The sequence below is a fragment of the Serratia sp. MF1(2023) genome (genome assembly GCF_030954545.1).
Lineage (GTDB): Bacteria > Pseudomonadota > Gammaproteobacteria > Enterobacterales > Enterobacteriaceae > Serratia > Serratia sarumanii.
On sequence record NZ_JAVHUX010000009.1, the window covers coordinates 21718 to 48407 of the forward strand.

Consider the following 26690-nt stretch of genomic DNA (forward strand, 5'->3'; position numbering starts at 1 on the left):
CTGAACTTGGGTTCATTAATCCATCAGGGCACCACCCTCACCGCGGTAAAGGCGATGCGCTTCGTGACTGCCGCCAGCCTGCAAACCGCAGCGAGATAGGCCACGGCCGGCAGGGAACGGGCATCAGCCGTCACTTAGCCACAAAGTGGCGGCTGAACCCGGGCGGGATCTGTCTTTGCCTCAGGCGTCGGCCTGCGGCTCCGGCTCAATGACCGGCGCGGCCTCATCGAAATGCGGCTGCGGCTGGTTGGTCAGCTTGGACAGAATGCTCGCCAACGTTTGGCGCATTTCCGGACGGCGAACGATCATGTCGATCGCGCCTTTTTCGATCAGGAACTCGCTGCGCTGGAAGCCCGGTGGCAGTTTCTCGCGCACGGTCTGCTCGATGACGCGCGGGCCGGCAAAGCCGATCAGCGCTTTCGGCTCGGCGATGTTGATGTCGCCCAGCATCGCCAGGCTGGCGGAAACGCCGCCCATAGTCGGGTCGGTCAGCACGGAGATGTACGGCAAGCCGCGCTCCTGCATCTTGGCCAACGCCGCGCTGGTTTTCGCCATCTGCATCAGCGACATCAGCGCTTCCTGCATGCGCGCGCCGCCGCTGGCGGAGAAGCACACCAGCGGACAGTTGTCCTCCAGCGCCTGCTCAACCGCACGCACGAAACGCGCGCCGACCACGGAAGACATCGAGCCGCCGATGAAGGCGAATTCGAAGGAGGCCGCGACGATCGGCATGCCGTACAGCGTGCCCTTCATCACCACCAGCGCGTCTTTCTCGCCGGTCGCTTTCTGTGCGGCGACCAGACGATCTTTATAGCGCTTGGAATCCTTGAATTTCAGAACGTCCTTCGGCTCCAGATCGCTGCCCAGCTCCACTTCGCTGCCTTCGTCCAGCAGGGTATGCAGGCGCGCGCGCGCGCCCATGCGCATGTGGTGGTCGCACTTCGGACACACTTCCAGATTACGCTCCAGCTCGGCGCGGTAGAGGACCTGGCCGCAGCTGTCGCATTTGGTCCAGACCCCTTCAGGAATGCTCGCCTTACGGGTTTGTGTGATATTGCTCTTGTTAAGAATTCGTTCAATCCAGCTCATCGATGACCTTTCTGTTTGAACCTGGCACACGCCAGTCCGCTGTTCATGCTTTAACAATCCCCCTGAAAACACCCCAATGAAAAAATGCCCGTTCGCGGCGCGGCAAGCGCGGCGACTGAGGCATCGGCTTCAGGGTTGTTCGCAGGAACAGACCATAATGTCGCTCATTAAACCATATCGGCCCGACGCTGTGGACAAAAAACTGGTCGAACCGACAGGTTAAGCGATGTTTTTACTGTTTTTGCTGGCGGGCGGCCGCGCGCTTGTGGCGCCAAATTTCAATCACGCCCGGCAGAATCGAAACGATGATGATCCCGACGATCAACAGTTTCAGGTTCTCCTGCACCACCGGCAGATCGCCGAACAGGTAGCCAGCATAAGTGAAGAGCAGCACCCAAACCAGTGCGCCAATCACGTTGTAGGCGGCGAAGTGGCGATAGGACATATGCCCCATACCGGCGACGAACGGCGCAAAAGTACGCACGATCGGCACAAATCGCGCCAGAATAATCGTTTTTCCGCCGTGCTTCTCATAGAACTGGTGCGTCTTGTCCAGGTAGCTACGGCGGAAAATTTTCGAGTTCGGGTTGCTGAACAGCTTCTCGCCGAACAACCGCCCGATAGTGTAGTTCACCGCATCGCCGAGGATCGCCGCCACCACCATCAACGCCACCATGGTGTGCACGTTCAGATCGTTGGTCGGCAACGCCGCCAGCGCGCCGGCGACAAACAGCAAAGAATCCCCCGGCAGGAACGGCGTCACCACCAGACCGGTTTCGCAAAACAGGATCAGGAACAGAATAGCGTAGACCCACATGCCGTATTGTGCGACCAGTTCGGCCAGGTGCACATCAATATGCAGAATGAAATCAATAATAAACTTGATGATGTCCATAAATTCTCTCATTGATACCGGGTGTTTCAATCACCCGGCAGAAGCACAAGGGAGCGACGCGTTCAGGCGTGCCGGCGTTTAATCGTCGGGCAAAAACAGCGGCCCCATCGGCGGCCGCGGTAGACCAAAGTGGTCGGGATAATCCACGGCAACCAGATACAGCCCCTCGGCTCGCGCCGTCGCCGCCGCCAGATTGCGATCCTTCAACGCCAACAATTCGGCCATCCAGTTCTCATCCTGATTGCCGCAGCCGATCTCCATCAGGCTGCCGACGATGTTGCGAACCATGTGATGCACAAAGGCATTCGCCTTGATATCTACCACAATATATTCGCCGTAGCGCGTAACCTTAACGTGTTTTACGCAGCGCCACGGGGTGCGCGACTGGCACTGCACCGCGCGAAACGAAGTGAAGTCGTTCTCGCCCAGCAGCGCCTGCGCCGCCCGGTGCATGCGATCGGCGTCCAGCGGGTGATAAAAGTGCGTCACCCCCTGTTGCAGCACCGCCGGCCGGTAGCGATGGTTGAAAATAATATAGCGGTAGCGGCGCGCGGTGGCGCTGAAGCGCGCATGGAAATCGTCGGCGACGGGGCTCACCCAGCGCACCGCGATGTCCGGCGGCAGATGGGTGTTCACCCCCATCGTCCAGGCGGCGTCCTTGCGGCGCGCGGTGGTTTCGAAATGCACCACCTGCCCGGTGGCGTGCACTCCGGCGTCGGTGCGCCCGGCGCACAGCACGCTAATCGGCGCATCCGCCACCTTGCTCAACGCCTGCTCCAGGCGTTGCTGCACGCTGGCCACTTCTTGCTGCCGCTGCCAGCCGTAGTACCGGCTGCCGTCATATTCGATGCCCAGCGCAATTTTCAGCGTCGGCTGAGCGGGCGAGACCACCTCAGACATCAGTACATCTGCTCCTGCACCAGACGCTCGGCGGTTTCGACAGCCATCAACGCGCCGCCGAAGCGCACGTTGTCCGCCACCGTCCAGAACTGCAGCAGCTCGGGGATGCCGTAATCGTTACGCAGACAACCGATGCTGAGCGCATCGCTGCCGGAGGCGTCGGTGACCTGAGTCGGGTAATCGTCCTCTTCGCTCAGCTGAATGTCCTCGACCTCTTCCAGCTCGCTGCGCGCCTCTTCGGCGGACAGCGGGCGCAGCGCTTCCAGGTGCACCACCTGCGCGTGGCCGTAAAACACCGGCGACTGAACGCAGCTCACCGAAATCGGCAGCCCTTCATCCTGCAGCACCTTGCGCACCTGATCGACGATCAGGCGTTCTTCGCGCACGCTGCCCTGCTCGTCGGCAATCAGCGGCAACAGGTTGAACGCCAGCTGCTTGCCGAAAACGCCTTCCTCGGCCGGGATGCCGTTCAGCAGGCGTGCGCTCTGGCCGGCCAAGTCGTCCACCGCCGCCTTGCCGCGCGACGATACCGACATCAGCGTGGTGACGTGCAGACGCGACAGCCCCGCCTGTTCGGTCAGCGGCTTGATCGCCGTCAGCAGCTGGCTGACCATGCTATCGGCCACCGCTACGATATTGCGGTTGCGGTAATCCGCCAGCACCTGCGGGTTAACGCCCGGCACCACCAGCGGCACATCCGGCTCCATGGCGAACAGGCCGCTGGTGTCGATCACCAGGCAGCCCATGTTGCCGGCTTCTTCGGCATAGCGCGCGGAAGCGTCGCTGCCGGCGACGAAGAAGGCCAGTTGCGCCTGCGACCAGTCGAACTCTTCGGCGTTTTGCACCAAAAGAGACTTGCCGTTGAAGCGCACATTGGCGCCCGCGCTGCGTTCGCTTGCCAGAGGATAGAGCTCACCCACCGGGAACTGGCGATCCTGCAACAATTCCAGCAACGCTTCACCTACCGCGCCAGTGGCGCCGAGCAGCGCGATATTCCAGCCGTCAGACATCGGGTTTTCTCCAGAGTATTTCATTCATAAAAGCAGACGGGCAGTGCAGCCACCGCCCGATAATCTTTGCCGCTCACTGTAGCGGCGTTGGCTTAAGACAACCTTACGCGCTATGCCACGCTGAAGCCCAGCTTGCCGAGCAGGTCGGCGCTGGCGCTGTCATCGCATTGCACGGCCAGCGAAGACCACTCGCGGCGCTCCTGGTAGTGCTTACGCAGGCGATCGAATTCGCCCGGTTGCCCGGCGACTTTGCGCAGCGGCGCATCATCGCGGCGCACATCATACACCAAGTGCATCAATCGTTTTAACCGCGCTTCATCCAGCGGCCCGTTGAGGCGGATCTGGCTGAACTCCGGCACCGGCAGCAGCGAGGCCAGCGCCACCTGCTGCGGCTGCCCCAAATGGCGGCTGAACGCCTCGAACACTTGGGTGGTGCCGCGCGCCTTGCCTTCCAGCGTATACCCGGCGATGTGCGCAGTGCCGATATCCACCCGCGCCAGCAGCGGCAAGGAGAGATCCGGCTCCGGTTCCCACACGTCCAGCACCGTGCTCAGCTTTTTGCCTTTTTCCAGCGCCTGCAGCAGCGCGGCGTTGTCCACCACCGGCCCGCGGCAGGCGTTGATCAGAATGCGGTTGTCAGGCAGCGCCGCCAACAGCTCGGCGTCCGCCAGATGCAGCGAATGGTATGGGCCGGATTTATTCAGCGGCGTATGGAAGGTCAGCACGTCGGCCTCGGCCACCAGCTTCTCCAGCGGCCAAAACTCTCCGGCGTCGCCGCGTTCGGCGCGCGGCGGATCGCACAGCAGCGTGCGCACGCCCAGCGCCTTGAGGCGCGCGTCCAGGCGCGAACCGACGTTGCCCACGCCGACGATGCCGACGGTTTTATCCCGCAGGTGGAAGCCGTCGCGCTCGGCCAGCAGCATCAAGGCTGAGAACACATACTCAACCACCGCGATGGCGTTGCAGCCCGGCGCGGCGGAAAATCCGATGCCCTGCCGCTGCAGCCAGGCGTCATCGACGTGATCGGTGCCGGCGGTGGCGGTGCCGACAAAGCCGATGCGGCTGCCGGCCAACAAGGCTTCATTGACCTTGGTGACCGAACGCACCATCAGCGCATCGGCATCCGCCAGCGCCTCGCGCGGGATCGGGCGGCCCGGCACCGCCTGCACGTCGCCCAGGCGGCTGAACAGCTCGGCCGCGTACGGCATATTTTCATCAACCAGAATTTTCACTGCGTTCTCCGACGGTTTACGGCTATTTGTCTGCGAAATAGTGTGCCACTGAATCATGCACGGCGAAAGCGCTCAGGGGTGGTGCCGGCGATCTGCTGGAACATGACGATAAAGGCCGACGCGGAGCTGTAGCCGACGTCCAGCGCCACGTCCTGCACCGTCTTGCCCTGCTCGAGCAGCGACACGGCGTGCAGGAAACGCAGACGCTGGCGCCATTCGCTGAACGACATGCCCAGATCCTGCTGGCAGCGGCGCGACAGCGTACGCTCGGTGGTGTAGACCCGAGCCGCCCACGCCGCCAGCGAGGTGTTGTCCGCCGGGCAATGTTCCAACGCTTCCAGCACCGGCGCCAAAAACTTGTCGTCCGACGACGGCAGATAGGTTTGCTGGCGCGGCGACAGGCGCAGCTGGTCGATCAGCACCTGGCACAGGCGCAAATCCTCCTCCGCCTGCGGAATGTACTGCTTGCGCGCATAGAAATCCTCGGCGATAGCGCGGAAGATTGGCGTCACGCTCACCAGGCAAGGGTCGGCCGGCATGCCGGCGCACAACGCCGGCGTGATGTCCACCATGCGGCACTGCGCCAGCCGCTGGTTATAGCAGGAGTGTTCGATGCCCGCCGGCGCCCACAGCACGAACTCCGGCGGCGCCAGAAAGCGCTGCCCGCCGATGCGCAGCACCATCACCCCGGCTTTAACCCACATCAACTGGCCCCAGGTGTGGCTGTGCGGCTGGAATTCGGTGCGCGCATTGAACTCCTCGCAGCGGAACTGCACCGGGTTGGGTGCCGGGATCAGCGACTCGGGAAAATGGCGGATTTCTGGCATGGTTTCGTCCCGTGATTTGTCTTGTTTACGCCAATTTTTGTCTGGATATCGCTATATATGATAAACCGGACACGCGTAGACTAGCCAGCATGTTGGACGTTATTGAGAATAATTATCATGAATATGCTCTTCCCGCTGTTGGCCGTGCTGATTTGGTCGATTAACGCCGTCGTCAGCAAACTCTCCGCCACCGCCATCGATCCGGCGGCCATTTCGCTCTACCGTTGGCTGCTGGCGCTGATTGCCCTGACGCCGTTCGTGCTGCCGGGCGTGCTGCGCAACTGGGCGCAGGTGCGCGCCAACTGGTGGAAGCTGATGATCCTCGGCCTGCTGGGCATGGTGCTGTATCAAAGCCTGGCCTATTACGCGGCGCACAGCGTCAGCGCGCTGTTTATGGGCATCATCGTGTCGCTGATCCCGCTGCTGACCATCCTGATCAGCATCGTGCTGCTGCGCATTGCACCGACCGTCGGCGTACTGCTCGGCAGCATACTCTCCTTCGGTGGTTTGATCTGGCTGGTCAGCGGCGGCCAGCCCGGCGTGCTGCTGCAGCACGGTATCGGCAAGGGGGAATTGATGATGCTGCTCGCCACCGCCTCTTACGCGCTGTATGGCGTGTTGACCAAACGCTGGGCCATCGCGCTGCCGAACTGGCAATCGCTGTACGTGCAGATCCTGTTCGGCGTGCTGCTGCTGCTGCCTAATTTCCTGATGGCGCAGGATGTCGGCTTGAACGGCCATAACTTGCCGCTGGTGCTGTTCGCCGGCATTCCAGCTTCGATCATCGCCCCGTTCCTGTGGATCCAGGGCGTGATGCGCCTGGGCGCCAACACCGCCTCGATCTTCATGAACCTGGCGCCGGTGTTTACCGCCGCTATCGCCGTGCTGTTCCTGCATGAGCAGCTGCACGGCTACCACCTGATCGGCGGCGGCATCACCCTGCTGGGCGTTATCCTGTCGCAGCGGCTGCGCACGCCGCTGACGCGTAAAGCCAAAGCCCCGCCGGCCAACGTCGAGTCCTGCAAAGAACAGGCTTAAGGCAGCAGCCTGAAGCGCACCCGCACCAACAGGCCGCCCAGCGCGGCGGAGCTCAGCAGCTCCGGGCGGGTGCCGTGATAGGCGGTGATGTCCTTCACCAGCGCCAGCCCCAGGCCGGCGCCCGGCTGATCGCCCACGTTGTCCAGCCGGTGAAACGGCTGCAGCGCCAGCGCCTTATCCTGCAAGGCGATGCCGGGGCCGCTGTCTTCAATCTCCAGCACGCCTTCCCCCGCCGCCTTATCCTGAGTGAGGCGGGCGGTCACTATCCCCTGACGCGGCGTGTATTTCAGCGCATTGTCCAGCAGATTGGCGCACAGTTCGGCCAACAGCAGCGGCTCCCCCGCCACCTGACACGCCGCCTCGCCTTCGAAACCCAGATCGATCTGTTTGCTGCGCGCCTGCGGCAAGCGGGAAAAGCAGGCGTCGCGCAGCACCTGCGCCAGATTGACCGGCTGCAGCTGGCGCTCGGCCTGGTGCTCGCTGGCCTTCAGGCGTGAGAGGTGCAGCAGGCGATCGGTCAGCGCCACGGTATTATCCAGCGTCGCGCTCATCGCCTGCAGGCTTTCACGCCACTGCTGCGGCCGATCGCTGGCCAGCGCCACCCCGACCTGAGTCTTCAACACCGCCAGCGGCGTGCGCAGCTGGTGGGAGGCGTCGGCGCTGAAACGTTCCTGACGCGCCACCATCAGCCGCAGCCGTTCGATGTAACGATTGAACGCCACCAGCAGCGGCTGCATCTCCGACCACGGCAACACCCGCGGCAAGGGCGTCAGCTCGCCCGGATCGCGCCGCAGCATGATGCCGGAGAGTTTACGCATCGGTTTCAACACCCGCTTGAGCAGCGCGAACGCCAGGATCAGGGTCAACACCACCACCGTACCCTGGCTCAACAGCGCCGCGATCATCATCTGCCGCGCCAGGTAACGGCGCGACTCCAGGGTTTCCGCTACCAAAATGGTCGCCATGCCGCTCACCCCCGACTCGTTGACCGGTTGAAACAGCGCCGCCACGCGGATCGGCCGGCCGAGGTATTCCGCATCGTAAAAATGCACCAGCGCCGGGTAGAGCGTGGAGCGCGGGATATGGGGCGGCAGCGACGGCAAATCGTCATAGCCCGAAATGCTTTTCCCCTGCGGCGAAATCACCTCGTAATACAGCTGATCGTTCATGTTGCGCTCGAAGCTGTCGAGCACCACATAGGGCACATCGACCGCCAGCTTGCCTTCGCGCACCACCAGCCGCTCCGCCACGGTGCGCGCCGACGCCAGCAGCGTGCGATCGTAAGCCAGGGTGGCGGCGCTCATGGCGCTGAAATAGTGGGTGTAGATAGAGATGCCGCCCAACGCCAGCAGCGGCAGGCCAAAAAACAGCAGCAGTTGATAGAACAGCGAACGCGGCGCGTTAAACCACCGCATTGCACAGCTCCAGGCTGTAGCCCAGGCCGCGCAGCGTGACGATCGCCACGTCGCTGCCCTGCAGCTTTTTCCGCAGGCGGTGTACGTAAAGCTCGATGCTCTCCGGGTTGGCTTCGTCGGACAGCGTAAACACCTGTTCGAACAGCTGTTGCTTGGCCACCGGGCGGCCGCGCCGGTGCATCAGCGCGGTCAGCACCGCCAGTTCGCGCGGCGTCAGCGCCAGCGGCTTGCCCTCCAGCAGAAAATAACCTTCGTCGTGATAGGTCAACGCGCCGTACTGCAACGCCGGCTGCGGGGCGCCGACGCTGCGGCGCAGCAGCGCCCGGATGCGCGCTTCCAGCTCGTCCAGTTCGAACGGCTTGGTGAGGTAATCGTCCGCCCCCAGATTCAGGCCTTTCACCCGGTCGGCCACGTCGGTGCGTGCCGTCAGCAGCAGCACCGGCAGATCCTGCCCGCGCTTGCGCAGGCGCGCCAGCAAATCCAGGCCGTTCATACGCGGCAGCGCCACATCCAGCACCGCGAGCGCATAGCGTTCGTTGAGCAGCAGGTGATCCGCCGCCACGCCGTCCGGGGCGACGTCAACGGCAAAGCCGGCGCCGGTCAGCGCCTTTTGCAACCAGTGAGACAGCTCGGGGTGATCTTCAACCAATAACAGTCGCATGTTCCCATTCCATTGATTTACCTGAACAACCTGGCGCCGACACGGCGCCTGTTAACAGGCCGATAACAGAGAATGGCATGGAAAATAAGGGGATAAAAGAGCGCCGCGCCGCCAGTTTTGGGAGCTGGCACACAATTATGCGTATGGGGCGCGATCGCAGGGCGGAGTCAGATCAGCGGAATGGGGCTATCGGCAACGGCAATGTCCAGCACCGGGCGCAGTTTGTCGGCGGTAAACGGTGAAGAAACCAGCACGGAGCGGTTGTTGACGGCAAACACCAGATCGATGCCGGTCACGCAGGCGGTCATCTGGCAAGCATATTTTTCACCGTCGGCGTTGACGAAATGCAGCTCAAAAACGCCAACGTCGGCACGCAGTCGCTTTAAACGGCACTGCCCGGCTTTTCCCGTCATTTCAGCGTAAACCTCAGGCAACCGTTTAATCGCACCTACTTTGGCGCTGTCCCTGCCACCAAACAATTTCCCTAACGAAAACATATCACTGCGTCTCTATTCATTTCACCGATCGTGATTTTATCGCGAAAGCAGAACGGCAAACCTGATATTACGCAGGATTTTGCCCGGTTTTGCGCCCTGTTCTTGCCTGCTTTTCTATGGTAGCGCATCCGTTATTCGCCGGCGACAAGAGACCCTAATCACAGACTGGAAACTTTTCCGGCCACTGAAAGGTAAATGAAAGGTTGTTGTTTTAACAATCCTGCAACCGCACCCGGCGGGATTTCACAATCAGAACAATACCGAGGGCAAGTCACAATGAAAAAAATAATGACCCGTACCTTTACCGCCGCCGCCCTGCTGCTGGCAGCCAATCAGGCCTTTGCCGTGGAAGCGCCCAAACGCACCGAATGCATCGCGCCGGCCAAGCCCGGCGGCGGCTTCGATCTGACCTGCAAGCTGATTCAGGTGTCGCTGCAGGACACCAAGGCCATCGATAAACCGATGCGCGTCACCTATATGCCCGGCGGCGTCGGCGCGGTGGCCTACAACGCCATCGTCGCGCAGCGCCCGGCGGAGTTCGGCACCGTGGTGGCCTTCTCCGGCGGTTCGCTGCTCAATCTGGCCCAGGGCAAGTTCGGCCGCTACAACGTGGACGACGTGAAATGGCTGGCGGCGGTCGGTACCGACTACGGCATGATCGCGGTGCGCGCCGACTCGCCTTACAAAACCCTGAAAGACCTGATGGACGCCTTCCAAAAAGATCCCAACAGCGTGGTATTCGGCGCCGGCGCCTCCATCGGCAGCCAGGACTGGATGAAAACCGCGCTGCTGGCGCGCGAAGTCGGCGTGGATCCGCGCAAGATGCGCTACGTGGCGTTCGAAGGCGGCGGCGAGCCGGTCACCGCGCTGCTCGGCAACCATATCCAGGCGGTCTCCGGTGATCTGAGCGAGATGGTGCCTTACCTGCAGGGCGACAAGATCCGCGTCCTGGCGGTGTATGCCGAGCAACGTTTGCCGGGCCAACTGGCCGACATTCCGACCGCCAAAGAACAGGGATACAGCCTGGTGTGGCCGATTATTCGCGGCTTCTACGTCGGGCCGAAAGTCAGCGATGGAGAGTATCAGTGGTGGATCGACACCTTCCAGAAAATGATGGCGACCGACGAATTCAAGCAGCAGCGCGATCTGCGCGGCCTGTTCGAATTCAACATGACCGGCAAAGAGCTGGACGCCTACGTGAAGAATCAGGTTGCCCAATACCGTGAGCAGGCGAAAGTGTTCGGCCTGGCCAAATAACCGCAGGGGAAAACCATGAGCGATCGTATTTTTGCCGGCTTTTGGCTGCTGCTGTGTATCGGCGGGCTGTTCATCGGCTGGGGCATCCAAAGCGAATACAGCTATGAACCGCTGGGGCCGCGCCCGTTCCCGCTGGCGATCCTCAGCCTGATGGCGCTGTGCTCGGCCCTGCTGTTGCTGCGCCGCCCGCAGGCGGTGGAGTGGCCGCACAACAAGGTGCTGCAGCGGCTGCTGGTGCTGGTGATCACCCTGGTGCTGTATGCCTGGGGCTTTGAATGGCTGGGCTTCCCGCTGGCGACCGCGCTGCTGACGTTCAGCATCGGCCTGCTGTTTCAGGCCAGCCTGCCGGCGGCGGCGATCTCCGGCGTCGTCATGGGCGCAGTGCTGTATTACGCCTTTGACCGCCTTCTTGATGTCACACTGCCGCTCGGCGCCTGGCTGAGCTAACGGGAGCGATGATGGATACCTGGATGTATTTGACCCAAGGGTTCGAAGTGGCGCTGGTGCCGCAGAACCTGATTATCGCCCTGATCGGCTGCTTCGTCGGCACCATCGTCGGCCTGCTGCCGGGCCTCGGGCCGATCAACGGCGTGGCGATCCTGCTGCCGCTGGCGTTTGCCCTCAAGCTGCCGGCCGAATCGGCGCTGATCCTGCTGGCGACGGTGTATATCGGCTGCGAATACGGCGGGCGCATCTCGTCGATTCTGCTCAACGTGCCGGGCGACGCGGCGGCGATCATGACCGCGCTGGACGGCTACCCGATGGCGCAGCAGGGGCGCGCCGGCGTGGCGCTGTCCATCTCGGCGGTCAGCTCGTTCGTTGGCTCGATGATCGCCATCGGCGGCATCATCCTGTTCGCGCCGCTGCTGGCCCGCTGGTCGCTGGCCTTCGGCCCGGCAGAGTATTTCGCCCTGATGGTGTTCGCCATCGCCTGCCTCGGCAGCATGATGAGCCAGAACCCGCTGAAATCGCTGCTGGCGGCGCTGATCGGCCTGGGGCTGGCGACGGTGGGCGTCGACGCCAATACCGGCGTTTACCGCTTTACCTTCGACAGCGTGCACCTCTCCGACGGCGTGCAGTTTATCGTGGTGGTGATCGGCCTGTTCTCGGTCAGCGAAATCCTGCTGATGCTGGAAAGCACCAGCGCCGGACAAAAGCTGGTGCGTAAAACCGGCCGGTTGCTGTTCAACCGCAAAGAGGCGGCGCAGTGCGCAGGCCCTACCCTGCGCTCGTCGGTGATCGGCTTCTTCGTCGGCATTCTGCCGGGCGCCGGCGCCACTATCGCCAGCGCGCTGACCTACATGACCGAGAAGAAAATCAGCGGCAACAGCGACACCTTCGGCAAGGGCGACATCCGCGGCGTAGCGGCGCCGGAAGCGGCCAACAACGCCTCTGCCTGCGGTTCGTTCATTCCGATGCTGACGCTGGGGGTGCCGGGTTCCGGCACCACGGCGGTGATGATGGGCGCGCTGACGCTGTACAACATCACCCCCGGCCCGGCGATGTTCACCGAACAGCCGGATATCGTCTGGGGGCTGATCGCGGCGCTGCTGATCGCCAACGTCATCCTGCTGATCATGAACCTGCCTCTGGTCGGCCTGTTCACCCGCATGCTGACCATCCCGCTGTGGTTCCTGGTGCCGGCGATCGCCGCGGTTTCGGCGGTGGGGGTTTATGCGGTGCACAGCACCACCTTCGACCTGCTGCTGATGGTCGGGTTGGGCGTGTTCGGCTACATCCTGCGGAAAATGCACTTCCCGATGTCGCCGCTGATTCTGGGCTTCGTGCTGGGTGAGATGCTGGAGCAGAATCTGCGTCGCGCGCTGTCGATCAGCAACGGCGAGTTCGGCATCCTGTGGAGCAGCAGCATCGCGCAAACGCTGCTGGTGCTGGCGGTCGCGGTACTGGCGCTGCCGCCGCTGCTGCGCCTGATGCGCAAACGCCGCCAATCGGCGATCGAGGCCAAGGCCGAGTAACGCGAAACGGGCGGGGAATCCCCGCCCGTTGCGTTTAACGGCGCAAGGCCGCAATTCCCCTTTCCAACGCATCGATATCGCCATCGGCGAGCAGGGGCTGAATCACCGTAAAGTCCGCCTCCGACAAGTCATAGAGGCGCAAGGCAAGCAACCGCGCGATGACCTCCGGCGCGAACCGCCAACGGATAAACCTCGCCGGATTACCGCCGACGATGGCATAAGGCTCAACATCGCCGGCCACCACGCTGCCGGCGGCGACGATCGCCCCCTCACCTATCGAGATTCCCGGCATCAGCATCGCCCGCATGCCGATCCAGCAACCATCGCCCAGCCGGGTATCGCCTTTGGGGCGGTACGCCTGCTTGATGGTTGCCATAAACGGATACAGGCTCAGCCAGTCGATGCGATGGGTATGGTTGCCGCCCATCAGGATCACCGCTTCGGCCGCGATGCACACGTAATCTCCGATCAGCAGGCGGTCTATGTCGCCCAGCGGCTGCCATTGCCGGCTGACCGCGTCGCCGTGCAGATAGCGCACTACCGAGCGTTCGAAGCCGTTATCCCAACAGTCGCTATAGTAGCTGTGGGTGCCTTTGACGATAATATTCGGGTTGGTCACCGTCTGATGCAGCAGCTCGGTGTTGGACCAGTGTTTTTCGGACATGGCGTATTCTCTGGTTACGGGAATAAAAGCCACGGAACGGAATGTCTGTGGCCGTGTTGTCGTTCACTCAACACGGCCATTCAAGCGATAAGCGCTCGTTTCAATCTCGGGTTATTCATCATTACGGCCTCTCTTGCGAGGCGTAATGGTAGCCGATCACGCCTCGGCGGTCTTGCTTTTCAACAGCAGCACCCCGCCCATCACCAGCGCGCTGCCCAGCAGCTGCAGCTGATTCATGCTCTCCCCCAGCAGGAAATAGGCGATCACCGCGGTGAACACCAGCTCCAGCGACAGGATCAGGTTGGCCACCGCCAGCGGCAGCGTTTTCAGGCTGATATTGTACAGCCCGAAGCCCAGCAGCGTCGGCCCGGCGGCCAGCGCCAGCAGCAACAGCCAGCCGCTCCATTGAATGCCCTGCGCGCCGTGCGACAGGAACCACAGAGAGCCGGCCATGCCGTGGAACGCCGCCAGAGGAAACGCCGTCAGCGCCGCGTTGAACACCAATTGGTACAGCGCCGAAAAACCGAACACGTACAGGATGGTGTTCCACACCGGATAGCCGCGTTCGCTGGCCACCCGCCCGCCGAGGGTATACAGGGTATAGCCGATGCCCGACAGCATCCCCACCAGCAGCCCCAGCAGATCGAAGTGGCTGTTCCCCATACTGTCGCCGTTGCTGACCAGGAAGCAGCCGCCCAGGCTGATGGCGATCACCAGCAATTGGCGCAGCGTCAGGCGTTCGCTGTACATCACCCAGCCGAGGAACACGGTAAAACCCACCGAACAGTAGGTCAGAATGGTCGCCACCGATGCGCCGTTCAGCGCCACCGACAGCGTCCACAGGCTGTTGAACAGCGCCAGCAGCAGCCCGTAAAGCGCGTAGAATGCCACCTGTTTACGGCGCAGGCGCGCCCACTGCGGTTTCACCAGCAACAGCAGCGGCAACAGCACCAGCGCTACCAGCGCCGCGCGCCAGAACGCCAGCACGAAGGTCGGCAGGTGATAGTACTCGGTCAGCGCGCGGATGATGATGGCGGTAAAGGCCAGCAGCATAGCGCTGATAATGGCGATGACGTAACCCTGGCTGCTGCCCTGAAAAAGACGCGCGCCGGGCAGCGCCGGCCGGGCGGAAACGCCTGACGGTAATGACATGAGATCCTCGGAAAAATGGCGACATAAATGCTCAGGCGCACAGTGTAACGCGGCCATTTTTTCTCACTATAGCCACTTTGCGGCGTTGTCATGCAGGCCACTTTTCTGCGCTTGAAGCCCTGTTGACATGGGGTATAGTAAAAACCTCTCTCCATAACCGGGCCAATTTCCCATGCATATCCCGTTGGATCGCGAGCAGGACGTTCCGCTCTATTTACAGATCGAAGAAGCGCTGCGGCGCGCCATCCTCACCGGCGTGTTTGTCGATGGCGACAAACTGCCCTCGACGCGCACGCTGGCGGCCGAACTGGCGGTCAGCCGTTTAACGGTGGATAACGCCTACGCCGAACTGGCGGCCAAGGGCTTTTTGCATCAGCGGCGCGGCAGCGGCGCCTATGTCGCGCACCCGCAGGCGCAAACGCGCCCGGCCCGGCCGAGCAGCGATGCCCCTTTCCCGCTGGAGAGCTTCACCACCCTCACCTCGCGGCTGGACGGCTACGCCGACGCCCCGCTGCCGGAGGGGCTGATCAACTTCGCCGCCGGCGTCGGCAGCCCTAAGGTGTTTCCGCTGGAGGCGTTTCGCAAAGTGCTGCTGTCGGTGCTCAGCCGCCACGCGGAAGAGGCCTTCAGCTACGGTGAATACTGCGGCTACTACCCGCTGCGCGATACGCTGAGCCGCATTCTCAGCGCACAGGGCATCCCCACGCAGGCGGAACAGGTGCTGATCACCAACGGCTCGCAGCACGCCATCAGCCTGGTGGTGCAAAGCCTGCTGGCGCCGGGCGATACGGCGATCGTCGAAGAGCCGACCTACGCCGAAGCGCTGGGCCTGCTGCGCCAGCACCGCATCAATATCGTCACCGTACCGGGCGACCGACACGGCATGCGGGTGGATTTGCTGCCGGAATTGTTAGAACGCCACCGCCCCAAACTGATCTACACCATCCCCAATTTCCACAACCCGACCGGCCGCTGCCTGAGCGAGGCGCGTCGGCGACGCCTGCTGGCGATCGCTCAACAGGCCGGCGTGGTGATCCTGGAAGACGACTTCGTCGGCGATCTGCGTTATCAGGGCAAACAGCTGCCGTCGCTGCGCGCGCTGGCGCAGCCGGGCGCGGTGATCTATGTCAGCACCTTCTCCAAAATGCTGCTGCCCAGCATGCGCATCGGCTATCTGGTGGCGGACAGCGAACACTATCAGCGCTTCGCAAGGCTGAAGCACGTCGACAGCTTCACCAGTTCCAGCCTGATCCAGCGGGCGCTGGACGCTTTCGTCACCGTCGGCCGTTACGACAAGCAGCTGCGGCGCGCCGGGCGCGTCTACCGCCGCCATCTGGAGGTGATGATTGACGCCTTGCAACGGCGGCTGCCGTCGGGATGCCGCTTTGAAACGCCGCAGGGAGGCTTGTTTATCTGGCTGACGCTGCCGGCGTCGGTGACCACCGCCGAGCTGATGCCGGTCGCCTGGCGATACGGCGTGACCTTCGCGCGCGGCGAATGCTTTTATGCGCAGGAACATTTGGGCGCGCACGGCCTGCGGCTGAATTTCGCCGCCAACTCGCCGCCGCAGATTGAAGAAGGTATCGCCCGGCTATGCCGGGCGATTGAGGAGGTGATAACGGAGAAAAACGCCGGTTAGACGGCGGCCCACCACAGCCGCAGCTTCATCCCCCAGTAGCTGGTCCAGCCGGTGGTGCTCTGCACCACCTTGCCCTGTGAGACCACCACGAAGGTCGGCGTCACGCCAATCTGCCACTGCGCCGAGAGCGTACCGGCCGGATCGTTGACCACCGGCAGCGCCAGCCGTTTGCGCGCCAGCCATTGTTTCACCTGGGCATCGTCGCCCGAGCGCAGCGCGACGGTCAGCACGTTGCCGCCCGCCGCCTGCAAACGGGCGACGTCCGGCGTGGTGAAACGGCAGACGCCGCACCAGCTGGCCCAGAAGTAAACCAGCAGCGGCCGCTCATGGCTGAGCTGCGCCAACGACACACTCTCGCCATCCAGCGTGGTCAGGGTCTGGGCATCGAAGGCCGGCGGCGCCTGCGGCGCGTTCAGCCAATCCATCACCGTCACCACCGCCAGCGCGATCAGCGCCAGCAGCAGCAACTCGCGCCCCCAGCGCTTGAGCTTAGCCATTGTTGGCCTTCGCCAGCTGCTGTTTCACCATCGCTTCCAGCTCTTCATAGGATACCGCCCCCGGCAGCATCCGATCGCCGATCAGCGTCGCCGGCGTCCCCTGCACGCCCAGTTGCTCCGCCAATTCCATGTTGGTGCGCAGCGTGGTCATGCTCTGTACGCTGGGCGCCACCGCCTTGACGCCGGTTTTCTCTTGCGCGGCGGCGATGCTGGCGTTGTCGTGGAAGCCCTTTTTCGCCATCAGCCGCTGGTGCAGGGCCCAGAATTGATCCGGGTGCTGTTGCCAGGTGGTGAGCGCCACGCGCGCCGAACTGACCGAGCTTTCGCCCTTGAACGGCAGCAGTTTCACCACCAGCGCCACGTCCGGGTATTGCTTGACGATCTTCTCCAGCATCGGATCGAAACGCTTGCAGTACGGGCAGTTATAGTCGGTAAAGGTCACCAGCGTCAGTTTGGGGTTGGCGGCGCCGAGGCGCGGGCTGGCCGGATCCTGATACAGCGTTTTGGCGTTCTGCTTGATAGCCTGGCTGATCTGCTGGCCGGCGGTTTGCTGCTGCCAGGCGTCCACCGCCTGCGCCAGAATGTCCGGGTTAGACACCAACGTTTCGCGGATCATCTCTTTGATACGCGCCTCTTGTGCCGGAGTGAAAGGCTCGGCGGCCCACACCGGGGCGGCGATGATCATCAGTAAAATCAGTAGCTTTTTCATTGTTCGGTTCCTTTGGCATGGGAAAGGGTTTGCAGCACGGCGTCACGGGTCAACAGCGGGGATAACACCTCGCCCTCCGGGCTGCCGGGGCCATAGATTTGGTTGAAAGGCACGGCGACGCTGCCGCGCTTTTGCAGGAAGGCGCTGATGTCGGCCGACGGGCGGCTCCAGTCGCCGCGCAGCGCGACCACGTCGTCGGCGCTCAGCGCGCGCTGCACGTCATCGCGCAACAGCACATTGAATTTGTTGGCTTTACAGGTCACACACCAGTCGGCGGTCACGTCGACGAACACCCGCTTATGCTGGGCCAGCGCTTCGGTAATCGCCTGTTCGCTCAGCGGTTGCCACTGCACCCGATCCTGCAACGGCTGGCGCCACAGGCCGGCGGTCAGCGATCCGGCCAGCAAGGCCACGCCCGCCAGCACCAACGTGCCCGCCGCCAGCTTGGCCGCCAACCGTGCGCCCTGTTGACGCCACACCGCCAGCAGCAACGCCAGCAGCGCCAACGCCCCCAGCCACAGCGTGGCCTGCACGCCGATATGGTTGCTCAGCAGGCTCAGCAGCCACAGCGACGACGCCAGCATCAGCAGCCCCATCGCCAGCTTGACGGTATTCATCCAGCGGCCGGGGCGCGGCAAGCGCAGCGCCAGCGAGGGCCAGGCGGCGATCAGCAGCCACGGCAGGCTCATGCCGATGCCGAGCGCGATGAACATGCCCCACAGCACCGGCAGCGACGCCGCCAGCGCGAAGGCCACCGCCGTGCCGAGAAACGGCGCCGAGCACGGCGTCGCCAACAGCGTGGCGAACGCGCCCTGCCAGAAATGGCCGCTCAGCCCCTGCCCGTTATGGGTGGCCAGCGACGTGTTTAGATCGGACGAGAGGCGCAGGTGGAACAGGCCAAACAGGTTGGCGCTGAACAGCAGCGTCACCAGCACCATAAAACCGATAAACCACGGATTCTGGAACTGAATGCCCCAGCCGAGCGCATGGTTGCCGAGCCGCAGCAGCGTCATTAACAGGGCCAGCGCCATAAACGAGGCGACGATACCCAGCGACGACGCCAGGAACTGCAAACGCACGCTGCGCCGATCGCGATGCTCCACCTGCAGGATGGAGCCGAGCTTGATGCCCAGCACCGGCAGCACGCACGGCATCAGGTTGAGGATCAACCCGCCCGCCAGCGCCATCAATACCGCCTGCCACAGCGGGAACGCCGCACCGACGGGCGCGGCCAACGGATCGCCAATCGGCAGCGTAATCTGCTGCGCCATGCCGCCGTCGTCGATCACCAGCGTCAGCGTTTTGCCGCGCAGATCCGGCGCCGCATCGCCCCAACCGTCGCTGACCGGCACCCGCGCCAACAGCTGAGCGCCGTCGGTCTCGACCTGCGGCTTGCCGAGATCGGCATCCGCCAGCGTATCGAAGAACAGCGCGGGCTGCTGCCAGCCGGCGGCGCGTTCGGCGGCAATCTGCAACTCGCCGTTGCGGTAACCGGCCTTGACGCTCTCCGCCACCCCGGCGGCGATCGGCACCTGCCCCATCGCCTGCGCGAAGTCGTGGTTAAACTGCGGATCGTTCGGCGTCGTCAGATCCAGACTGAACGGGTAGTCGGTCAGAATGCAGACGTTGCTGCAGGTGGACAGCGTCAGGGTGCCCGCCAGCGGGCCGGATACCGGGCCTGACATCACGATCGGCAGCGTGACCCGATCGTGATAGCCCTGGGTGGAAATGCCGGCCACTTCGAAACGCTGCGGCGTCGGCCAGTGCCAGGTCGCCGGCGGCGGGTTGCCCTGCCAGACGATAGCCGGCGCGATGCCGCCTTCGCCAGGGGAACGCCAGTAGGTTTTCCAGCCCTTTTGCAGCTCGACCGACAGCAGCAGGCGGGTCTCCCCCGGCTGTGACGTGTCGGCGCGCAGCCGCACCTTGGCATGATCGTTGGCCGGATTTTGCAGCCAGCCGCTGTCCGCCGCCTGCAAGGCAGGTAGCCACAGCATAAACAGGCAAGCACAGGCCAGCCTGATAATTTTCAACATGTTAATTCTCCATAAATGATTAAATCACCGCGAAAAACGGGCGATTAACTCATTCACGGAAGACGCATAATCGAAGGTGCACCCTGAGGGTGGGGGGTGAAATGGCGCGGGGAGGAGGAATGCGCAGGCGCGCGGCGATGGTCGGCGCCAACAGCGCCAGCAGCAGACCCAGCCCGAACAGCACGGTTTCGAACATCACCGGCGGCGCGGCCAGCAATGACTTGGCGCTCAGCTCACAGGGCGTCGGCTGCGCTTCGGCGGCGGTATCACCGGACTGAACGGCAGTGGCCGCCGGGATCCCCAGCGTTTGCTGCAGCGCATGCAGGCCCGCCATGCGCTGGGTCATGCACGTCAGCACCACCAAGCAAGCCAGGCATAAAAACCATTTTGCAATCCGCTGCCGTTTAACCATGCCATCCTCACGTTCGGGTCTGGGGCTATCTTAGCGGCGCGGGCGCGATTAGCAACGTTTTGTCGGTAAAGAAATGTCTGAGCGGCGGTATTGATGGCGGCGATTTACAGGTATCATAGTGGGTAAGCCTGCGCTTTTCGCCGGGTACGATGATGATTCTCTCCTCCAGGCATTCTGCGGGGATACACAGCGAAGGACTGGTGATATGCAACCTTTGAGTGGGCCGGGCACCCCAATCGCCGGCGAACGCCCTCCCTCCCCGGGCAAAACGGCGGCCACTGACGATCAACCCCTCTCTCCGGCGCAGCGCACGACGCTGGAAAAGCTGATCGTGAAAATCATGACGCTCAGCCCGGCAAAGTCGGCGGAGATCTGGGCAACTCTGCGCCACGATCTCGGCGCCGATAACGGCGGTGAACTGCTGGCGCGTCATTTTCAACCGGCGGAACAGCTGCTGCAAACGCGCCTGACGCAGGCGCAGCAAAACCATGCCGGGCGCCAGCTGTTGCAACAGCTGGCCGAATTGCTGCCGCAGGGCAACAATCGCCAGGCGGTCAGCGACTTTATTCGCCAGCAGTTCGGCCACACGGTACTGAGCCAGCTGAGCCCACCACAGCTGCAGCAGGTGCTGAATCTGTTGCAAACTGGCGGCCTGGCCATTCCCCAGCCGCAGCAAACCGCCACCAGCGATCGCCCGCTGCTGCCCGCAGAGCATCAAAGCCTGCTGCAGCAGGTCACCAAACTCAGCGCCGCCACCGGCGAAGCGCCGGCTAAAATCTGGCAAACGCTGTTTGATCTGGCGGGCGTGAAAACCAACGATCCGCTGCCGGCGCGCCACTTCCAACTGCTGAACCAGTTTTTGCAGGTGAAGGTGGCCCTCAGCCCGCAGAGCGCGCCGACGCTGAACAATCTGCTGGCGGCGCTCAAGCAGCCGGCGGACGAGCAAGAGCTGCAGCAGATGAACGACTATTGCCAGACGCGCTTCAACTGCGGCGCCAATGCGCCTCTGACGCATCCGCAAATGAGCGACGCCATTCATCAGCTGTTTGCCCGCCGCCTGGAGAAGGCCGGCCAGGCGCAGCCGATCGTCAGCCAGCCCGTCGAGCCGCAGCCGCTGCTCAACCCGCTGATCGCCGCCCTGCCGCTGCCGCTGCAAAAAGCGCTCAGCAAGCCTGCCGCGGCGCTGATCCTGCTGCTGGTGGCGCTGGCGATCGTACTGGCGCTGGTGTTTTAACACCTCAGGCGCAGCCGCAGTCCTCAGCCGCCGCCCGATCGCGCAGCGATCCCGGCTGTTCGCCGATGGCCAACGGATGGCCGTCGCGCAGCCAGAAATCCAGCCCGCCGATCAGCTCCTTCACCCTGAATCCCAGCTTCGCCAGCTTATAGGCGCCTTTGGTGGAACCGTTGCAGCCGATGCCGTCGCAGTAGGTCACATACACCTTTTGGCGATCCAGCTGCGCCGTGCCGGCTTCATCCATCAGGCGATGCGGCAAGCTGATCGCCCCGGGGATATGCCCGGCGGCGTACAGCGCCTCTGCGCGGGTGTCGATCACCACTATCCCGTCCACGCCGTTGCGCAGATCTTCCGCCACGTCCCAGGCATCCGCATAACGGCTCAGCTTGGCCGCCAGGTAAGCCAGGCTCTCTTCCGGCGCCGCCGGTGGAAAAGCCAGCACCAATGATTCTTTCGACATACCACTCACTCCCGTGCATCAAGACAGATGACAATAGTGCCTCATTTTGGTCTTATGATTGATACCAATTTCCCATAAACCATAAGGCCAATTATGCGACACTCGCTGGTCACGCTGTTTCAGCAATCGCCCCACACCGCCGGCACGCTGCGCGATCGCCTGTGCGGCGCACTGCGGCAGGCCATCCATCAAGGGGCATTGAACGTTGGGCAACGCCTGCCTTCCAGCCGGGTGCTGGCCAGCGATCTGGGCCTCTCGCGAGTGACCGTCGAAGCGGCCTACGGTCAGTTGGAGGCGGAGGGATATCTGCAGCGCCGCGTCGGCCAGGGCACCTTTGTGGCGATTACCATCGCCAAATCACCGCCGCCGGCAGCCGGCTCCGGCATGCCGCGCCTTTCGCAGCGCGGCCAACAGATCGTGCAAACCGGCGGCTGCCGCGATCCGCAGCAGCCACAGGCGTTCGCCGCCGGTTCACCGGACCTGCGCGCGTTTCCGCTGGCCTTGTGGAAGCAGCTGACCGCACAGCGCCTGCGGCTACAGGGAGAAAGCCTGCTGCGCTACGGCGACCCGCAGGGCTATTTACCGCTGCGTGAGGCGATTGCCGCCCACGTCAACCAAACGCGCGGCGTGGTCTGCGATGCACGGCAGATTATCGTGCTGACCAGTTCGCAGCAGGCGCTGCAGCTGATCGCCACGTTGCTGCTGGACAGCGGCGACAGCGTCTGGATGGAAGAGCCGGGTTACGCCGGGGCAAGAAACGCCTTTATCAGCGCCGGCGCCGCCCTGACGCCGGTCGCGGTGGACGGCGACGGCCTGCGTGCTGAATCCTCCTTGCCGGACCCACGTTTGATTTATCTGACCCCCTCACACCAATACCCGACCGGCGCCGCGCTCAGCCTGGCGCGCCGATTGGCGTTGCTGGCGCTGGCAGAGCGGCAACAGGCCTGGATCATCGAGGACGATTACGACAGCGAGTTTCATTACGACGGTCTGCCGATACCGGCGATGCAGGGCCTGGATCGCCGTGGCCGAGTGCTGTACCTCGGCACCTTCTCCAAGTCGCTGTTCCCTTCACTGCGGTTGGCGTATCTGATCGCCCCGCCCGCGCTGGTTGAAGCGTTCGTCACCGCGCGTACGGTGTATGACGGCCACAGCGCGCAGCTGATGCAGGCAGTCACCGCCGAATTCATCCACCAAGGGCACTTCGCCGCGCATATCCGCTACATGCGCCAGCTCTACCGCAGCCGGCGCGATGTGTTGCTGGCGGAAGTACGCGAAAAACTCGGCCACTTCGCCACGCCCGCTCCCGCCACCGGCGGCCTGCAGCTCAGCGTCTGGCTGCCGCCCGGCCAGGAGGCGGCGCTCAGCCGACAGGCGCGGCGGCTCGGCATCCTCACGCCCGGGCTGAAGGCGCAATACCAGACGGCGCAGGCGCAGCGCGACGGCTGGCTGCTGGGCTTTTCGGCCCTGACGCCGGGCGAGATCCGCAGCGCCGTCGAGCGGCTGGCACGGATCGCCGTGGCTTAGCGCGGCCCCAATGGAATGCCCCCCCGTTTATTGCTCGGTCAGGCGCATCTCCGCCACCAGCGGCAGGTGGTCGCTCACCGCCGGCCAATGCACGCCGTTCCAGTCGCCGCTGGCGTTCGGCACCGTCAGGCTGTCCAGATGCCAGCGCTGCGCGTTACCGGTGAAGATGTAATCCACCTTGATCTCGGCGTTTTCCGCCGGCCAACTGCGGCCATCCTGGCCGTTAGGCATGATGTCGTTCCAATAGCGGCTCAGCTCCAGCCAGGTCACGCTGCCCGGCACATCGTTCATATCGCCGAACAGCAGCTTGATGCCGCGCACTTCGATGGCGCGATCGTTCAGCTCCCGCACCTGATCCAGGCGCATCGTCGGATCTTCCTTGGTATCGAGGTGGGCGTTGAACAGCGTGATCGGCGCCGGGAACTCCGGCACGTCGACCTTGGCGCTGAAGGCGATGCGCTGTTCGCGCTGGCCGGACGGCAGCGGATAGATCACGGCATCGTGCAGCGGATACTTCGAGAGAAACGCCAGGCCATATTCGCCGCCGTCGTGATCGATCGCCCGGCCGAACACCGCCTGCATGCCGGTCAGCTTCGCCAGCTCCGCCGCCTGATCGACCCGGCCGCTGCGGGCGGTGAGTTTATCCACCTCTTGCAGCGCCACCACGTCGACGTTCATCGCGCGAATTGCCTTGGCGATGGCGGTCATGTCGCTGACCTTGCCGGCGGCGATATTGAAGCTGGCGACGCGGATCTTCGGCGCCTGCTCCAGTTCATAGGTTTTATTTTTCAGGCCACCCAACGCGCTGGCCACTTCGCGGCTGTTGGCGTTGCTGTTGGCATGGCCGGCATCGGCAGAGGCCCAGGCGCTGTGAGAGATGCCCAGGGACAGTAAGGTGATAAGCAGAGCGTGACCGGTGTGCATGAATTCTCCTTGAGGGACAGATAAGTGTTATGTAGGCGCTTCCCGGCCCACAGCTAACACCGATTTTGCCGCAGAAACCTGCGACTATTTCCTAGTTGCACCGCTATTTTTCGTTTCTGCGCGATGCTTCGCATTCTAGCGGTTTACGCATTGCACCGTTGGACAAACGGCTGATTTCGTTTTAAAACCGGTAGATTGCCAACCGCGAGGAGTTCCGATGACCAGCCCGATTGCCGAACAGCTTACCGAACGTTTCTTCCGCTACCTGGCGGTCACCAGCCAGAGCAATGCCGCCGCAACCGCCCTGCCCAGCACGCCGGGGCAGCATGAAATGGCGCAGCTGCTGGCGGAAGAGCTGCGCCGGCTAGGCCTGGCCGACGTGCAGATAGACGACCACGCCACCGTCACCGCCCGCAAGCCCGGCACCCAGCCCGGCGCGCCGCGCATCGGCTTCATCACCCATATCGACACCGTGGACGTCGGCCTGTCGCCCGAAATTCGCCCGCAGCGCCTGCGCTTCACCGGCGAAGATGTATGCCTGAACGCCGAGCAAGACATCTGGCTGCGGGTCGCCGAACACCCGGAGATCCTGCCCTACCGCAACGAAGAGATCCTGTTCAGCGACGGCACCAGCGTGCTGGGTGCCGACAACAAGGCGGCGGTCACCGTGGTGATGACGTTGCTGGCCAACCTGGCCGCCGCCGATCGCCACGGCGATATCGTGGTGGCGTTCGTGCCGGATGAAGAGATCGGCCTGCGCGGCGCCAAGGCGCTGGATCTGCAGCGTTTCCCCGTCGATTTCGCCTACACCATCGACTGCTGCGAACTGGGTGAAGTGGTTTACGAGAATTTCAATGCGGCGGCGGCGGAAATCCGCATCGAGGGGGTGACCGCGCACCCGATGTCGGCGAAAAACGTGTTAATCAACCCGATACGCATCGCCAACGACATCATCAACCGCTTCGACGTGCAGGATACCCCGGAACACACCGACGGGCGCGAGGGCTATTTCTGGTTCACCGATCTGGCCGCCAATGCCAATCAGGCGACGCTGAAGGTGTCGATTCGCGACTTCGATAGCGCGGCGTTCGAGGCGCGCAAAGCCCGCCTTGAGGAGACGGTTCGTCAGGTGGCGGCCGGCTATCCGCGCGCCAACGTCAGCTGCAGCATCAGCGACATCTACAGCAACATCAGCAACGCCATCGGCGAAGATCGGCGCGCCATCGATCTGATCTTCGGCGCCCTTGCCGCCCACGGCATCCCGCCGAAGGTGATCCCGATGCGCGGCGGCACCGACGGCGCGGCGCTCTCGAGCCGCGGCATCCTGACGCCCAATTACTTCACCGGCGCGCATAACTTCCACTCGCGCTTCGAGTTTTTACCCGTCAGCGCCTTCGTGAAATCCTACCAGGTGACCCGCAGCATTTGCCTGCTGGCCGCCCGGCAGAGCAGTAATCAGAGTTAGCTCAATAGCCAGCCGACCAGCGCGGCCCACGCCAGCAGCGGCAGCGAGTAATAGTGGAAGCGCAACCAGATCTTGCGCTCCCCCGCCATGCGCAGCGCAATCAGGTTGGCGAGCGATCCGATCGCCAACCCGAAGCCGCCGGCATTGACCGCATAGGCCAGTTGCGTGCTGGAGGGCGCATAGTTGAGCAGCAAAATGGTGGCCGGCACGTTGCTGACGATCTGCGACAGCCCAACGCCCAACGCATACACCCCACCATCGCTCAGCCCGGCGATGGCGGCAAACGCCGGCTGAAGCGGCGGCAGGCGGGTAAACAGGCCAACATCGATAAACATAGCGGCGAACACGAAAATCAGGCTCCAGTCGATCTGCAACAGCACCCGGCGCGCCAGCAACAAAAAGCCGGCGAACACCGCCAGCAGCCCATACAGCGGCAGGCCGATATCCAGGCACAGCAGGAAGATCGCATACAGCCCCACGCAGCTCAGCAACAGCGGCCGTTGATAGGGGTAGCCCTCGATATTCGGCGTTTTCACGATGTCGCGCGCCGGGAAGCTGAACCAGGTCAACGCCAGCAGGCTCAGCATCATCGCGGCGCCAAACGGCGCCATCTGGCCGATGAAGCCGAGGAAAGAAAGGCCGGAGCGGCTCCACAGCAGGATATTTTGCGGGTTGCCGATCGGCGTCAGCAGCGAACCGGCGTTCACCGCCAGCGCCTGAAAGATGATCAAACGGCCAACCGGCAGCGCCGACAGCTTTTTCAGCGTGATGGTGAGCGGAATGACGATAAACAGCGCCACGTCGTTGGTCAGAAACGACGACAGCAGCGCGGCGGAAAACACCAGGAACAGCGCCAGCCGCCGTTCGCTGTGCAACCGGTTGATAATCTTGCGGCCAACGAAGTCGAAGTAGCCGCTGACCTCGACGCCTTTGGTCAGCAGCATCAGCCCCAGCAGAGTAATGAGGGTGCGGACGTCGATGAAACCGCCCAGCGCCGCCAGCGGCTGCGGATCAAAGGCGAACATCGCTGCGCCGGCCAGCAACAGCACGTGCAGGAAACGGTCTTTGACAAAGGGGTGGATAAGCCGGGAAATGGCGGTTGAACTCATGGTGGCAGCTTGAAACCTCAGCGAAAAGCATGAGCGAGACGTTAGCTCAGGCGCGGCATCTACGCCAG

The 26690-nt window shown here is 63.2% G+C and carries 26 protein-coding genes; 8 read left to right on the forward strand and 18 right to left on the reverse strand.

The genetic code is table 11. The features are described from left to right. Positions 1-180 precede the first annotated feature (180 nt). The 6 genes from accD to REA38_RS05795 all read right to left on the reverse strand — a co-directional run bounded on the left by accD (position 181) and on the right by REA38_RS05795 (position 5953). Positions 181-1089 (reverse strand): acetyl-CoA carboxylase, carboxyltransferase subunit beta, encoded by a 909-nt coding sequence (accD, locus tag REA38_RS05770; protein ID WP_025303691.1) that lies wholly within the window; start codon positions 1087-1089, stop codon positions 181-183. Positions 1090-1321: 232 nt separating this feature from the next. After that, the gene (locus REA38_RS05775; protein WP_019453745.1) at positions 1322-1984 is read right to left on the reverse strand and encodes a DedA family protein; all 663 of its coding nucleotides are present in this window, start codon (positions 1982-1984) and stop codon (positions 1322-1324) included. A 78-nt stretch (positions 1985-2062) separates the two neighbouring features. Beyond that, positions 2063-2884 (reverse strand): tRNA pseudouridine(38-40) synthase TruA, encoded by an 822-nt coding sequence (gene truA, locus REA38_RS05780; protein WP_033635351.1) that lies wholly within the window; start codon positions 2882-2884, stop codon positions 2063-2065. Beyond that, positions 2884-3894: an aspartate-semialdehyde dehydrogenase gene (locus REA38_RS05785; protein WP_033635352.1), complete on the reverse strand. Its 1011-nt coding sequence runs from the start codon at positions 3892-3894 to the stop codon at positions 2884-2886. Before REA38_RS05785 ends, truA begins: the two co-directional genes overlap by 1 nt. Before the next feature lie 110 nt (positions 3895-4004). After that, positions 4005-5126, reverse strand: coding sequence for a 4-phosphoerythronate dehydrogenase PdxB (pdxB, locus tag REA38_RS05790; protein WP_193146474.1), 1122 nt, complete (start codon positions 5124-5126; stop codon positions 4005-4007). A gap of 53 nt (positions 5127-5179) precedes the next feature. Beyond that, positions 5180-5953 carry a helix-turn-helix domain-containing protein gene (locus tag REA38_RS05795; protein WP_033635354.1) on the reverse strand — a complete coding sequence of 258 codons (774 nt, stop codon included), beginning with the start codon at positions 5951-5953 and terminating at the stop codon, positions 5180-5182. A 117-nt stretch (positions 5954-6070) separates the two neighbouring features. Between REA38_RS05795 and REA38_RS05800 the strand changes: the two genes are divergently transcribed. Beyond that, positions 6071-6991, forward strand: coding sequence for a DMT family transporter (locus REA38_RS05800; RefSeq protein WP_193146475.1), 921 nt, complete (start codon positions 6071-6073; stop codon positions 6989-6991). On the opposite strand, the gene REA38_RS05805 is transcribed toward REA38_RS05800, so the two are convergent. The 3 genes from REA38_RS05805 to REA38_RS05815 form a co-directional block, all read right to left on the reverse strand. Next, positions 6988-8406: a sensor histidine kinase gene (locus REA38_RS05805; protein ID WP_033648063.1), complete on the reverse strand. Its 1419-nt coding sequence runs from the start codon at positions 8404-8406 to the stop codon at positions 6988-6990. The genes REA38_RS05800 and REA38_RS05805 overlap by 4 nt on opposite strands. Continuing rightward, positions 8393-9067 carry a transcriptional regulator TctD gene (tctD, locus tag REA38_RS05810; RefSeq protein WP_033648064.1) on the reverse strand — a complete coding sequence of 225 codons (675 nt, stop codon included), beginning with the start codon at positions 9065-9067 and terminating at the stop codon, positions 8393-8395. Before tctD ends, REA38_RS05805 begins: the two co-directional genes overlap by 14 nt. A 167-nt stretch (positions 9068-9234) precedes the next feature. Then, a complete protein-coding gene (locus REA38_RS05815; protein WP_223479904.1) occupies positions 9235-9480 on the reverse strand; it encodes a hypothetical protein in 246 nt (81 codons plus the stop codon). Between the two features lie 360 nt (positions 9481-9840). On the opposite strand from REA38_RS05815, the gene REA38_RS05820 reads away from it, so the two are divergent. Genes REA38_RS05820 through REA38_RS05830 form a run of 3 tightly spaced genes read left to right on the forward strand, consistent with a single transcriptional unit; the run spans position 9841 to position 12797 of the window. Then, on the forward strand, positions 9841-10821 hold the full coding sequence (locus tag REA38_RS05820) for a tripartite tricarboxylate transporter substrate binding protein (protein ID WP_308885315.1): 981 nt from the start codon (positions 9841-9843) through the stop codon (positions 10819-10821). Between the two features lie 15 nt (positions 10822-10836). Then, positions 10837-11268, forward strand: coding sequence for a tripartite tricarboxylate transporter TctB family protein (locus tag REA38_RS05825; protein ID WP_033635360.1), 432 nt, complete (start codon positions 10837-10839; stop codon positions 11266-11268). A gap of 11 nt (positions 11269-11279) precedes the next feature. After that, positions 11280-12797, forward strand: a complete 1518-nt coding sequence (locus REA38_RS05830) for a tripartite tricarboxylate transporter permease (RefSeq protein ID WP_033648067.1) — start codon at positions 11280-11282, stop codon at positions 12795-12797. Positions 12798-12831: 34 nt separating this feature from the next. Here the strand turns inward: REA38_RS05830 and REA38_RS05835 are convergent, their stop codons facing one another. Both REA38_RS05835 and REA38_RS05840 read right to left on the reverse strand, forming a co-directional pair. Then, a complete protein-coding gene (locus REA38_RS05835; RefSeq protein WP_033653746.1) occupies positions 12832-13461 on the reverse strand; it encodes a CatB-related O-acetyltransferase in 630 nt (209 codons plus the stop codon). 156 nt (positions 13462-13617) lie between these two features. Next, entirely contained in the window at positions 13618-14613 is a 996-nt protein-coding gene (locus tag REA38_RS05840; protein WP_041036084.1) for a DMT family transporter, read from the reverse strand. A 172-nt stretch (positions 14614-14785) separates the two neighbouring features. On the opposite strand from REA38_RS05840, the gene REA38_RS05845 reads away from it, so the two are divergent. Beyond that, the gene (locus tag REA38_RS05845) at positions 14786-16252 is read left to right on the forward strand and encodes a PLP-dependent aminotransferase family protein (RefSeq protein WP_308885318.1); all 1467 of its coding nucleotides are present in this window, start codon (positions 14786-14788) and stop codon (positions 16250-16252) included. Here REA38_RS05845 and REA38_RS05850 read toward each other — a convergent pair. The 4 genes from REA38_RS05850 to REA38_RS05865 are packed head-to-tail and all read right to left on the reverse strand — an operon-like array spanning position 16249 to position 19903. After that, entirely contained in the window at positions 16249-16749 is a 501-nt protein-coding gene (locus tag REA38_RS05850) for a protein disulfide oxidoreductase (RefSeq protein WP_039564960.1), read from the reverse strand. The two genes, REA38_RS05845 and REA38_RS05850, sit on opposite strands and share 4 nt — an antisense overlap. Beyond that, entirely contained in the window at positions 16742-17458 is a 717-nt protein-coding gene (locus tag REA38_RS05855; RefSeq protein WP_164105203.1) for a DsbA family protein, read from the reverse strand. The genes REA38_RS05850 and REA38_RS05855 overlap by 8 nt, the downstream gene beginning before the upstream one ends. Beyond that, positions 17455-19491, reverse strand: a complete 2037-nt coding sequence (locus REA38_RS05860; RefSeq protein WP_164050016.1) for a protein-disulfide reductase DsbD — start codon at positions 19489-19491, stop codon at positions 17455-17457. The genes REA38_RS05855 and REA38_RS05860 overlap by 4 nt, the downstream gene beginning before the upstream one ends. A gap of 49 nt (positions 19492-19540) precedes the next feature. Beyond that, positions 19541-19903 carry a hypothetical protein gene (locus REA38_RS05865; protein WP_033635372.1) on the reverse strand — a complete coding sequence of 121 codons (363 nt, stop codon included), beginning with the start codon at positions 19901-19903 and terminating at the stop codon, positions 19541-19543. 205 nt (positions 19904-20108) lie between these two features. Between REA38_RS05865 and flk the strand changes: the two genes are divergently transcribed. Continuing rightward, positions 20109-21137 (forward strand): flagella biosynthesis regulator Flk, encoded by a 1029-nt coding sequence (gene flk, locus REA38_RS05870; RefSeq protein WP_048321842.1) that lies wholly within the window; start codon positions 20109-20111, stop codon positions 21135-21137. A gap of 4 nt (positions 21138-21141) precedes the next feature. On the opposite strand, the gene REA38_RS05875 is transcribed toward flk, so the two are convergent. Next, on the reverse strand, positions 21142-21597 hold the full coding sequence (locus tag REA38_RS05875; protein WP_033635375.1) for a rhodanese-like domain-containing protein: 456 nt from the start codon (positions 21595-21597) through the stop codon (positions 21142-21144). 93 nt (positions 21598-21690) lie between these two features. Here REA38_RS05875 and REA38_RS05880 point away from each other — a divergent pair, with 93 nt between their 5' ends. Beyond that, positions 21691-23124 carry a PLP-dependent aminotransferase family protein gene (locus REA38_RS05880; RefSeq protein ID WP_130042549.1) on the forward strand — a complete coding sequence of 478 codons (1434 nt, stop codon included), beginning with the start codon at positions 21691-21693 and terminating at the stop codon, positions 23122-23124. Between the two features lie 27 nt (positions 23125-23151). Here REA38_RS05880 and REA38_RS05885 read toward each other — a convergent pair whose 3' ends face one another. Then, complete coding sequence (locus tag REA38_RS05885; RefSeq protein ID WP_033648077.1) at positions 23152-24048, reverse strand: endonuclease/exonuclease/phosphatase family protein; 897 nt, start codon at positions 24046-24048, stop codon at positions 23152-23154. A gap of 217 nt (positions 24049-24265) precedes the next feature. On the opposite strand from REA38_RS05885, the gene pepT reads away from it, so the two are divergent. Next, positions 24266-25513 (forward strand): peptidase T, encoded by a 1248-nt coding sequence (gene pepT / locus REA38_RS05890; RefSeq protein WP_308885324.1) that lies wholly within the window; start codon positions 24266-24268, stop codon positions 25511-25513. Here pepT and REA38_RS05895 read toward each other — a convergent pair. After that, entirely contained in the window at positions 25510-26622 is a 1113-nt protein-coding gene (locus REA38_RS05895; protein WP_308885325.1) for an SLC13 family permease, read from the reverse strand. The genes pepT and REA38_RS05895 overlap by 4 nt on opposite strands. Positions 26623-26690: the final 68 nt, after the last annotated feature.

Bases quoted from the DNA above. Each gene is read 5' to 3' on its own strand.
- REA38_RS05785 (WP_033635352.1), bottom strand. From the start codon at position 3,894: ATGTCTGACGGCTGGAATATCGCGCTGCTCGGCGCCACTGGCGCGGTA.
- REA38_RS05840 (WP_041036084.1), bottom strand. From the start codon at position 14,613: ATGTCATTACCGTCAGGCGTTTCCGCCCGGCCGGCGCTGCCCGGCGCG.
- REA38_RS05880 (WP_130042549.1), top strand. From the start codon at position 21,691: ATGCGACACTCGCTGGTCACGCTGTTTCAGCAATCGCCCCACACCGCC.
- REA38_RS05795 (WP_033635354.1), bottom strand. From the start codon at position 5,953: ATGCCAGAAATCCGCCATTTTCCCGAGTCGCTGATCCCGGCACCCAAC.
- REA38_RS05895 (WP_308885325.1), bottom strand. From the start codon at position 26,622: ATGAGTTCAACCGCCATTTCCCGGCTTATCCACCCCTTTGTCAAAGAC.
- REA38_RS05830 (WP_033648067.1), top strand. From the start codon at position 11,280: ATGGATACCTGGATGTATTTGACCCAAGGGTTCGAAGTGGCGCTGGTG.
- REA38_RS05860 (WP_164050016.1), bottom strand. From the start codon at position 19,491: ATGTTGAAAATTATCAGGCTGGCCTGTGCTTGCCTGTTTATGCTGTGG.
- REA38_RS05825 (WP_033635360.1), top strand. From the start codon at position 10,837: ATGAGCGATCGTATTTTTGCCGGCTTTTGGCTGCTGCTGTGTATCGGC.
- REA38_RS05865 (WP_033635372.1), bottom strand. From the start codon at position 19,903: ATGGTTAAACGGCAGCGGATTGCAAAATGGTTTTTATGCCTGGCTTGC.
- REA38_RS05800 (WP_193146475.1), top strand. From the start codon at position 6,071: ATGAATATGCTCTTCCCGCTGTTGGCCGTGCTGATTTGGTCGATTAAC.
- REA38_RS05820 (WP_308885315.1), top strand. From the start codon at position 9,841: ATGAAAAAAATAATGACCCGTACCTTTACCGCCGCCGCCCTGCTGCTG.
- flk (WP_048321842.1), top strand. From the start codon at position 20,109: ATGCAACCTTTGAGTGGGCCGGGCACCCCAATCGCCGGCGAACGCCCT.
- REA38_RS05835 (WP_033653746.1), bottom strand. From the start codon at position 13,461: ATGTCCGAAAAACACTGGTCCAACACCGAGCTGCTGCATCAGACGGTG.
- REA38_RS05775 (WP_019453745.1), bottom strand. From the start codon at position 1,984: ATGGACATCATCAAGTTTATTATTGATTTCATTCTGCATATTGATGTG.
- REA38_RS05805 (WP_033648063.1), bottom strand. From the start codon at position 8,406: ATGCGGTGGTTTAACGCGCCGCGTTCGCTGTTCTATCAACTGCTGCTG.
- REA38_RS05815 (WP_223479904.1), bottom strand. From the start codon at position 9,480: ATGACGGGAAAAGCCGGGCAGTGCCGTTTAAAGCGACTGCGTGCCGAC.
- REA38_RS05885 (WP_033648077.1), bottom strand. From the start codon at position 24,048: ATGCACACCGGTCACGCTCTGCTTATCACCTTACTGTCCCTGGGCATC.
- pepT (WP_308885324.1), top strand. From the start codon at position 24,266: ATGACCAGCCCGATTGCCGAACAGCTTACCGAACGTTTCTTCCGCTAC.
- REA38_RS05855 (WP_164105203.1), bottom strand. From the start codon at position 17,458: ATGAAAAAGCTACTGATTTTACTGATGATCATCGCCGCCCCGGTGTGG.
- tctD (WP_033648064.1), bottom strand. From the start codon at position 9,067: ATGCGACTGTTATTGGTTGAAGATCACCCCGAGCTGTCTCACTGGTTG.
- REA38_RS05875 (WP_033635375.1), bottom strand. From the start codon at position 21,597: ATGTCGAAAGAATCATTGGTGCTGGCTTTTCCACCGGCGGCGCCGGAA.
- REA38_RS05850 (WP_039564960.1), bottom strand. From the start codon at position 16,749: ATGGCTAAGCTCAAGCGCTGGGGGCGCGAGTTGCTGCTGCTGGCGCTG.
- REA38_RS05845 (WP_308885318.1), top strand. From the start codon at position 14,786: ATGCATATCCCGTTGGATCGCGAGCAGGACGTTCCGCTCTATTTACAG.
- accD (WP_025303691.1), bottom strand. From the start codon at position 1,089: ATGAGCTGGATTGAACGAATTCTTAACAAGAGCAATATCACACAAACC.
- truA (WP_033635351.1), bottom strand. From the start codon at position 2,884: ATGTCTGAGGTGGTCTCGCCCGCTCAGCCGACGCTGAAAATTGCGCTG.